The following is a 9,404-nucleotide window of genomic DNA, read 5'->3' as shown; positions in this document are numbered from 1 at the left end:
CCTTTTCAATCCTGAAGCAGATCGGTCTTGCCCGTGCCCGCGGTGCTCATCAGTACCTGTATCTCGGCTACTGGCTCTACGAATTGCCTCAGATGGACTATAAGCGACTCTTCAAACCCTTCCAGGTGTTCTGGGACAGCCGGTGGCAGCTGCTCGAGGACTGCGAGGATGAAATCCGTGAATCACGCGATCGATCCCGTGAACTTGCCGCCTGTCCGAGAACAACCTTGTCCGTAAGTATCTAAAATAAAGCTGACTTTTTTGATCCGATAAAAATTACCCTATGCTCTACGACCTCGCTCGATCAGTTCTTTTCCGCCTGTCCCCTGAAACCGCCCACGCGGTGATCATGAATAACATTGACTGGGCCGTGCCTTTCGGACTGATCAAACTGGTGACCCACATCCCAAAGGATGATCCCGTCACCGTCATGGGACTGCGCTTCCCTAACGCCATCGGGCTTGCCGCCGGCATGGATAAAACCGGCTCCCATGTGAGCTCTCTCGGAGGCATGGGTTTCGGTCATATTGAGGTCGGAACAATCACGCCCCGTCCCCAGGCTGGAAATCCCAAGCCCCGCTGCTGGCGTGTCATCCCCGCCAAAGGCGTGATCAATCACATGGGATTCAATAACTGCGGCGCCGATCAGGCCATTAAAAACCTGAAGAGTGCTGATGCCTTCCGGCTTCGGGGCGGCATCCTGGGTATCAATATCGGCAAACAGAATTCCTCACCGCTTTCCGGCGCTCTCGCTGACTACCAGGAGTGCATGGATAAGCTCTATCCGCTTGCGGATTACCTGGCAATCGACATTTCCTGCCCGAATACGCCGGAACTCACGAAACTGCAGGGAGAGGACGAGCTCGGACCTCTGCTGAAGGGGATCGCTGATAAGAGAAAGGAACTCGCGGACCGCACCGGACGCCTCGTTCCGATTACCGTAAAGATCAGCCCGGATCTGGATGACGACGCTATCCGCCGCGCAGCTGATCAGTTCGTGGAGTACGGGATGGATGCTGTCACAGCCACCAACACCACGCTCGCCCGGGACAACATCAAAGGTCTTCCGAATGCCGATCAGGTCGGCGGTCTCTCCGGACGCCCGCTCTTTGAACGCTCAACTGCGGTCGTACGGGTCCTTTCCGATCACCTGAAGGGAACACTGCCGATTATCGCGTCAGGCGGCGTCATGACACCTGAGGATGCCGTGGCCAAGATGGAAGCCGGAGCAAGCCTTGTTCAGCTGTACACGGGCTTTATTTACTCCGGTCCCGCTCTTATCGCTTCCGCTGCCGAAGCGATCGCTGACTGGCGCCACAGCCGCAAAGCCTGAGCCCGGCAGTCATCCGATCAAAGGCTCTGCCCCTGCCAATTAAGGGGCAGAGCTTTTTATATAGCCCCGTGCTTGCGGTAATGCTATTGGGTTCCGTCAAATTGGCAAACATGAACCCCTGTTTTATTATTTGATCCCGTTAAAACAATCTCGGCATGCAGACCCTCTGAAGCCGATACCCGCAGCCCGGCCGGTCTTTTCCTTCCTGTCCAACCCAAAAGGCCGCAGCCTGCTCAGGATTTAAATTCCATGACCCCAATACCTTCTCGTCCGACATTTTGGAACGTGCCTGTCTCCGGACAGGTTCTGATTTATGTTCTCGGCATACTGTCTGTTCTGCTCTGTGCCTGGGGAATCGTCAAAGCGGTGAAATTCATCCGCTCAGGTGCCGCCGCGCAGCTGAAAAAAGATGTTCCGGAACGGATGCGCAGACTGTGGACCGAAGGCTTTGTGCAGAAACGGATCGTTCGCACACCTGTCGGAAAAGCGCATTTCGCGCTTTTCTGGGGATTCATCTTCCTTTTCTTCGGTACATCGCTCGCCACGATTGACTGGGATATCACCCGTCTGCTTTTCGGCTTCCGGATCCTTCAGGGGGACTTTTACCTCTTCTATAAGCTGATCCTCGACTTTGCTGGTCTCGCGACTCTCGCCGGTCTCGGTGTCGCCGCCTGGTCCCGCTGGATCAAAAAGAGTGTGTCACTTGAAGCCTCTCCCCGTTTCGCAATGCTGATCGGGTCTCTCGCCCTCATCATCATTACGGGCTTCTTCCTCGAGGCTCTCCGTCTTGCCGCTCAGAAACCGGCATGGGCTGGCTGGTCCTTTGTGGGCAACTTCATCGCTACCACGCTCTTCTCCGGTGTCTCTGCCGAAAAGCTGGAAACCGCTCATCTGATCCTCTGGTGGATTCACGGCATTGGCTCCCTCGCTTTCATTGCGTCGATCCCGCTTAACTTCTTCTCTCATATGTTCAAGACCCCCTGGAACATCTTTGAGCAGAAGCTCGAACCGATGGGTGCCGCCCCGAAGATTGACAACATTGAAGAGCAGGAAACTTTCGGTATTTCCCAGATGAAGCAGTTCACCTGGAAAGACCGTCTGGATTTTGCTTCCTGCACAGAGTGCGCCCGCTGCTCCGCTGTCTGCCCGGCAGTCAAAATGGGAACCCCGCTTGATCCGAAGAACGTCGTGCTGAAGCTTCAGCACGCGTTTGCGAACGGCGGTGAAAACGAACCGACGGAAAAATTTATTTCCGAGGACGAACTCTGGGCGTGCACCACCTGCGGCGCCTGCACCAATGCCTGTCCTTCCCGCATCAATCTTCCGGATGCCATCGTGAAGATGCGTACCCACTATGCGCTTGAGGAAGGCAAGTTCCCGCCCGGCGTCGCGAAGACGCTGCAGAACATCGCCTCGGTCGGCAATCCGTGGGGGATGGATCCGGATTCACGGCTCGACTGGGCCGAGGGTCTTGATCTCCCGATCATGGATCCGGATCGTCCTGTCGATATTCTCTACTGGGTCGGCTGCTCGGCTTCCTTTGATAAGCGGTCCCAGAAGATTGCCCGTTCGATGGTAAAGATCCTGAAAGCCTCCGGTCTGAGCTTTGGTGTCATGGCCGAGGAGCGGTGCCACGCGGATTTCGCCCGCCGTCTCGGTGAGGAGTACCTCTTCCAGACTGCGGCCGCTGAAAATATCGCCAATCTTTCCCAGTACAAGTTCGGCAAGATTCTTTGCGCCTGCCCGCACTGCTTCAATACTCTGGAAAATGAATATCCGGAATTTGAAGGCGGCAAATTCGAAGTGATTTCTCACGTTGAGCTGATCCGGAATCTCATCCGTGATGGGAAACTTCCGAATCTGAGCGAAAACGATATCGCGACGACTTACCAGGATCCCTGCTATCTCAGCCGCTATAACGGTCTCTCGTCTGAACCCCGCGAGATTCTCGCCTCGATGAAGACGGACATGCGTGAGCCGCAGTTCTGCAAGGAGAACACCAACTGCTGCGGCGCCGGCGGCGGCCAGTTCTGGTCGGATGGCAGCAAGACCCAGCGTGTCAACGTGATCCGCTTCAATGAGCTGAAGGACACCGGCGCGAAGCAGCTTGCGACCGCCTGCCCCTTCTGCCTCTCGATGATGGAGTCTGCCAAGGCAAAAGAGAAGGATGAGACGATTCAGGTGAAGGACATCGCCGAAGTTGTGGCAGAACACCTCGCCTGATCTTCCCTCCACCCATAAAAAAACCGCCTTCAGGCGGTTTTTTTATGACTTCAGAAAAAGCGTTACATGAGGTTATAGGGAAGCTTGGCCGATCCTTCCTTGACACCCAGCTGGCGCTCATACCAGTCACGCATACGCTTCATATCGATGATGCGGTTATTGTTGCTGGTCGAATTCAGAACCACCATCAGGACACGGTTGCCGCCGACCTCAGTCTGCAGCATCATGCAGTGGCCCGCGGCACCGGTGTATCCGGTCTTCTGCATACCGATATCCCAGGCACCCTCACGGATCAGACGGTTCGTCGAACGAACCTGAATCAGACCGCCGCGGGTGGAGTACTGCAGCTGCTGAGAGGTGGAATACTCGCGGATCTTCGGATAACGATAGGCCTCAGCCGCGATACGCGTAATTTCACGTGCCGTCGTGCGGTTATTGGCGGACAGCCCTGTCGGCTCTTCAAAGTGCGTGTGCTTCAGTCCCAGTTCACGCGCGGTTTCATTCATCTTCTGAACGAAAGCCGGAATCCCGCCCGGATACGAGCGGGCCAGCAGATGAATAGCGCGGTTGTCAGAACCGGTGAGACCGATGTGAAGCAGGTCGTCCCGCGTGAAAGTCATTCCGATACGGAGACGCGAGAAAGAGGAGGACGGCAGATGATAATCCTCGCTCTGAACCGTGAAGGCCTCATTCATCGGCAGATTCGCACGCATGATGACCAGAGCGGACATCAGCTTCGTGAGCGACGCGACAGGAAGCTGCGCATCGGCGTTCTTTTCGAAAAGAACCCGGCCGTTATCCTGATTGAACATGAAGGCGCTGGCCGCCGTGAGATTCAGGTTGGCAGGAGAAGGGGCCTGACGAAGCTGCTGAGCGAGTTTCTGATCTTCGGGAATGACTACCGGGGCGGCCTGATGCGGGATCGAGGCTTTCACAACCCCGGATGGCGCAAGCTGCCGGTGAACACGCCCCGCACTGGCGACGCGGCGTCCCGTTGCTTTGGCCTTGGATGCCACTTTCTTCTTGGCAGCCGGTTTCTGTACCTTTTTACCCTTCGCCTTCGCTATTGCATGCGCCACAGGATCTTTGGCGGCTGTTTTTGCGGAAGCCACGCCTTGTCCTGCCAGGACAAAACAGGCCATCGTCACGCTAAAAACGATTTTTTTCAGGGCAAAGGACATAGGAGCCTCTGTTTCAGGATACAAACTACTTGATCAGAATAACGATATGCCGCCAAAGGCTTATCCAGCCTAGCGTAGGACGCATACCTCGCCTTTTGATGGTACATGGGATTGACACCCCTTGCAATTAGTGCGAACGCATGCAAATAAAATCACATAGATGAAAATGTAACTAAATTAAATTTTAAAGTTATTCTGAATCAAGCATTTGCGGAGGAAACTCAATATTTAATTGAATTCCAAATTTTTTGTAACCGTTTAACCGAAACCGGGATCGGTGTTCGCAGCTGCTGTGCGAAAAGCGAAACACGAAGCTCCTGCAGCTGCCAGAAGAACTCTTCAAGCCGGGGCTCCTTCTGTCCGCGGAGTTCAGCCACCCGCCGGAAATAAGGAACCTCAAGCTGATGAATCTCAGAAGTTTTCTCCGCATCCCGGGCGGGCGAATCCCTGAATTTCTCCAGCCGCATCACAATGGCCGCGACATAGCGCGGGTAGTTTGAAAACGCCTTCGCGGGTACCGTCACCAGGAAGTGTTTCGGGAAAAGCTGTCCGAGCTGCTCCTCGACATCTTCCCGCAGTTCCTTTTGTCCCTTATAGCCATTCAGAAGCTTCGGAATCCTCACCGCTTCCCGCATCAGATCCTCAAAAGTCCGTGCCAGATCCTGCGCGACGAGTGAGAGACGTCCCTTCGTATCCTCGAGCCGGCTGTAGAAATCCTGGCGGTTCTTCGGCAGAGGATCCGCGAGAGCGGTGCGCTCGAGGGCACCATCAATCACCTGCGTCTTCAGATCCTCAAAGTTATCGAAGCTTCTTGAAATCTGAGGCACCGCGGCGCTCTGCATCAGAGCGCTCTGCAGACTGCGGAGATTCTTATCAATAAACCGGACCTGCTCCCGCAGCTGAATCCTGAAGAGACGCCTGAGACCGACCCGATGAACGGAAGCCGCTTTCTGAGGATCATCAAATACCTCGAGCGAAACCGTGTCACCATGATCCACCAGAGCGGGGATACCGATCAGGGTCTGTCCTTTTCGGTGAATTTCCATCAGTTCAGGCAGTTCATCAAAGGACCAGGTCGTAATGGAGTCCTCAAGCTCATCCACCACCTTGGCATCATGGTCCGCGAGGCCCTGGAAGGTTTCGCGCGCCTTGGCGCCGAGATTGGAGCGGAGCTTTGCGAGGCTGCGGTCCATATCAAGCTGTCTGCCGTGCTCATCGATCACTTTGTAATTCATGAAGAGATGAGGCGCGAGCTGCTCAAGCTTAAAGTCGCGCTGCTCGCAGATCGTGCTCTTTTCCTCCCGGAGATCCCGGATCAGAACGTCAAGCAGATGTTCCTCCGGCACCTCACCGATCCCGTAACGTTCGAAGAATCCCTCGGCGTACTCCGGAATCGGAATGCAGTTGCGGCGAAGTCTCGGCGGAAGGCTCTTCACGAGTGCCCGGATCTTCTCCTTCAGCATGCCGGGAACGAGCCACTCGCAGCGCCTCTCATCCACCTGATTCAGCGCGAAAAGCGGCACAACGAGCGTGACACCGTCTCTCGGGCTGCCGGGATCGAAGTAGTAATTCAGCGCCATTGATATGCCGGCCATCGTAATGGTCTTCGGATACATATCAAGCGTGATGCCCTGAGCACTGTGGCGCATCAGATCATCGCGGCTGAGCCAGAGAAGCTTCGGGTTGTCAGCCTCCGCTTCCTTTCTCCACGCTTCAAGCGACGCCGCGTCACACACTTCATCCCCGAGCTTCTCGTCATAGAAAGCGAAGATGTCCTCATCATCCACCAGCACGTCAGGCCGGCGGCTCTTCTGCTCGAGATCGCGGATTTCATGAATCAGCGTCTGATTATGCTGGAAGAACGGCGCCTGAGATTCAAACTCTCCCTCTACCAGAGCTTCGCGGATAAAGATCTCGCGGGACAGTTTCGGGTCATGCTTCGCATAGGACACGGTGCGGCTTCCGTAAACGGGAAGTCCGTATAAGGTGCCCTTTTCAAGCGCTACCACTTCACCGCGCTTCTTTTCCCAATGCGGTTCAGTCCAGCTCTTCTTGATAAGGTGAGCGCCGATCCGCTCAATCCACTCAGGCGTCACATCCGCGACACAGCGGGCAAAAAGCCGGGATGTCTCCACGATTTCTGCGGCCACAATCCAGGGACCGCACTTCTTCGCACGGGGAGACCCAGGCCATATCCAGAACCGGATCCCGCGGGCGCCCATATAAGGCGGCGCACGGAAGTCAGCGTCAACCCGTCTCATACCGACAGAGCCGAGAAGCCCGGTGAGGAGCGAGCAGTGCACCTGCTCAAAGGTTGCGGGCGCGGTGTTGATGCGCCACCCCAGCCCCTTCACCATATCGAGCAGCTGATTCACGACATCATGCCACTCGTGAAGCCGTCGGGGCGACAGGAACTGACGCTTCATCTGATCCTGGAACCTGCGGTTCGACTCCTTATCCCGATACGCTTTCTCAACATAGTTCCAGAGCTTCACGTAGGAGAGGAAGTCACTCTTCGCGTCTGAGAGTTTCCTGTGGGCTTCGTCAGCCGCGGCAGCCTGTTCCGGCGGACGCTCACGCGGATCCTGAACAGAAAGCCCGGCCGCGATAATGAGCACCTCAGCGAGGGCGTCATTTTCGCTTGCCGCGAGCAGCATCCGGGAGAGCTTCGGATCCACCGGAAGCTGGGACAGCGTGCGCCCGATCTTCGTGAGACCTCCCCGGTCATCCACGCAGTTCAGTTCGGAGAGAATCGCGTAGCCATCCGAAATCGCGCGGGCAGGCGGCGCCTGCACAAAGGGAAAATCCTTCACATCGCCGAGACCGAGGGACTTCATGCGCAGAATGACCGCTGCGAGGTTGCTTCGCATGATTTCCGGATCGGTATAGGCTGGCCGGCGGGCAAAATCCGTTTCGCTGTAAAGCCGGATGCAGATACCGTCCGCCACACGGCCGCATCGGCCGCTTCGCTGATTGGCCGCCGCCTGGGAAATCGGTTCAATCAGAAGCTGCTCCACCTTATTGCGGTAGGAGTAACGCTTCACGCGGGCAAGCCCGGTGTCAACCACATAGCGGATTCCGGGCACCGTGATCGAGGTTTCCGCCACATTGGTCGCGAGAACGATACGGCGTTTCCCGCCGCTCTTAAACACCCGCTCCTGCTGCTCTGCCGGAAGCCTCGCGTAAAGCGGGAGGATGTCGACGCGGTTCTGGGGATCATTTTTCCTCAGCGTCTCCGCAGCCTCACGGATTTCCCGCTCACCCGGCAGGAAGACGAGAATGTCGCCGCGGCCTGCCATTTCGAGCTCATCCACAGCGTCAGAAATCGCCCCCATGAGCGTCTTGTCGTCGTTTGAATCATCATCCTCAATCGCGCGGTACCGGACTTCAACCGGGTACGTACGGCCGGAGACCTGGATGATCGGCGCGGGATGATCCTCGTCGCGCCCGAAATGCTTCGCGAACCGCTCCGTATCAATCGTGGCTGAAGTGATGATCACCTTCAGATCGCGGCGCTTCGCGAGAAGCCGCTTCAGATAGCCGAGCAGGAAGTCAATATTGATTGAACGCTCGTGGGCTTCGTCAATGATCAGCGTGTCGTAAGCCCGGAGCTGCGGATCGGTCTGTGTCTCAGCGAGGAGAATACCGTCCGTCATCAGTTTCACCGTGATGCCGGATGTCGTATGGTCAGAGAATCGGACCTTGTAGCCCACAACCGTACCGAGCTCCGTGTGCAGTTCTTCCGCAATGCGCTTCGCAACAGAGCTTGCCGCGATACGACGCGGCTGCGTGTGTCCGATAAGCCCCGCTGTGCCGCGGCCCGCCATCATGCAGAGTTTCGGGAGCTGCGTGGTTTTTCCTGAACCGGTTTCGCCGGCCACGATCACCACCTGATTCTCCCGGATTGCTTTGATGATTTCGTCAGCCCTCGCGGAAACCGGGAGCCCCTCCATCAGCTCAAAAGGCGGCACCGGATTCCGGACCGGCATCTGAACGGGCCTGGCGGCATCCGTCCTCCGATCGGCATGGCGGTGATGCTGCTTCGGTTTTTTGGGATGCGAGTCCTGCTTCGGCTCCGGATGGGACGGCTTCCCGGCTTCTTTCTTCTGGGACGCCGTCTGAGACTTTCCCTGAGCGTTCTTTAATTTCGGGAACCGGATGCCTTCTCTCGGCTCTTCTTTCTGAATCGGTGCCGGAGACTGTTCTGTCCGAACGGTCTGATCCGGACGCGGAACGGACGGCTTCCGTGCGGCCGGCGCCGTCTGAAGCCGGGGGCCTTCCGGGCGATTCGGTTTCACTTCGCGAGCTGCGGGAGATACCGGTTTCACCGGCTCCGTACGGGCGGTTTTCACCGCGGGACGGGACGCCGGTGTCTTATAGAGGGAAGAAGCTTTCTTCTCAGTCTTACGGGAGACCGAAGGTGCGGCGGTCTCAGGTTCCGCTCTGAGTCCGGCCAGGGCGCCAAAGCCTGACGCGCCTTCCTTCGGGAAGAAAGGCTTAGCGCCGGCAGGGACAGCGGCCGAACGCTTTTTCTTTGCTTTGAATGGATGCAACGGATCGAAATCTGCCTTTCCTGCTTCATTCTCCTTTTCCTTGCCGCTGCTACTTCTTTCCGTAAGGAGAGAGGCGAGATCCGACAGACTTTTTCCCGTGTTTTCCAGTTTCAT

The 9,404-nt window shown here is 56.6% G+C and carries 5 protein-coding genes (1 of these 5 running past the window's edge); 3 read left to right on the top strand and 2 right to left on the bottom strand.

All coding sequences use genetic code 11. The features are described 5' to 3' along the window. From M4NBBH2_RS04895 to M4NBBH2_RS04885, 3 genes are all read left to right on the top strand, one after another. Positions 1-245: the end of an arginyltransferase gene (locus M4NBBH2_RS04895; protein WP_116269943.1), read on the top strand. 568 nt of this gene lie to the left of the window's left edge; the window shows 245 of its 813 coding nt (coding positions 569-813); its start codon lies beyond the left edge, outside the window; it ends in the stop codon at positions 243-245. 38 nt (positions 246-283) lie between these two features. Continuing rightward, on the top strand, positions 284-1,333 hold the full coding sequence (locus M4NBBH2_RS04890; protein ID WP_116269942.1) for a quinone-dependent dihydroorotate dehydrogenase: 1,050 nt from the start codon (positions 284-286) through the stop codon (positions 1,331-1,333). Between the two features lie 285 nt (positions 1,334-1,618). Continuing rightward, entirely contained in the window at positions 1,619-3,556 is a 1,938-nt protein-coding gene (locus M4NBBH2_RS04885) for a (Fe-S)-binding protein (protein ID WP_238691372.1), read from the top strand. Positions 3,557-3,618: 62 nt separating this feature from the next. Here M4NBBH2_RS04885 and M4NBBH2_RS04880 read toward each other — a convergent pair whose 3' ends face one another. After that, positions 3,619-4,668: a D-alanyl-D-alanine carboxypeptidase family protein gene (locus M4NBBH2_RS04880; RefSeq protein WP_160117813.1), complete on the bottom strand. Its 1,050-nt coding sequence runs from the start codon at positions 4,666-4,668 to the stop codon at positions 3,619-3,621. A gap of 290 nt (positions 4,669-4,958) precedes the next feature. Further along, the gene (hrpA, locus tag M4NBBH2_RS04875; RefSeq protein WP_116269939.1) at positions 4,959-9,404 is read right to left on the bottom strand and encodes an ATP-dependent RNA helicase HrpA; all 4,446 of its coding nucleotides are present in this window, start codon (positions 9,402-9,404) and stop codon (positions 4,959-4,961) included.

This window comes from Mesosutterella multiformis (genome assembly GCF_003402575.1).
GTDB classification, from domain to species: domain Bacteria; phylum Pseudomonadota; class Gammaproteobacteria; order Burkholderiales; family Burkholderiaceae_F; genus Mesosutterella; species Mesosutterella multiformis.
The sequence above is the reverse complement of the archived record's forward strand: the minus strand, read 5'-3'. Positions and strand labels throughout refer to the sequence as shown.

Coding starts and splice junctions, on each gene's coding strand:
- M4NBBH2_RS04890 (WP_116269942.1), top strand. CDS start 284: ATGCTCTACGACCTCGCTCGATCAGTTCTTTTCCGCCTGTCCCCTGAA.
- hrpA (WP_116269939.1), bottom strand. CDS start 9,404: ATGAAACTGGAAAACACGGGAAAAAGTCTGTCGGATCTCGCCTCTCTC.